At 67.7% G+C, this 437-nt stretch carries 1 pseudogene; it reads left to right on the forward strand.

The features are described from left to right. Positions 1-437, forward strand: a pseudogene (locus tag D7Y04_RS45350) (hypothetical protein); the annotation flags it as partial.

Genomic DNA, 437 nt, shown 5'->3' on the forward strand with positions numbered 1-437 from the left:
GAGGAGCGCCAGCAGTATCAGGAGGTGCGCGATGGGCTGATGGCGGTGGAGCCCGCGGGCGACCCGGTGGCGACGCTCGCGCTCCAGAAGCTGCTCTTGGAGGGCAAGCTGCCGGGTGAAGAGGCGCTGGGCGGCGAAGGAGATCTGCTGGACCAGCTCCACACGCTGCAGACGCAGGAGCTGGGCGAGGGGATTGATCGCGGCGCGCTGCTGTCGGACGTGGTGCAGGAGCTGGCGCATCTGAGGACGCTGGAAGACGTCATGGCGCTGGTGCGCCGGGCGGCACGACAGCTCAGTGGCGCGGATGGGGTCACGTTCGTCCTGCGCGAAGGCAACCTCGTGCACTACGCGGATGAGGAGGCCATTGCCCCCTTATGGAAGGGGCATCGGTTCCCCATCGAGTCGTGCATCTCCGGGTGGGCCATCTTGAACCGGGA

The sequence above is a fragment of the Corallococcus sp. AB038B genome (genome assembly GCF_003668955.1).
Lineage (GTDB): Bacteria > Myxococcota > Myxococcia > Myxococcales > Myxococcaceae > Corallococcus > Corallococcus exiguus.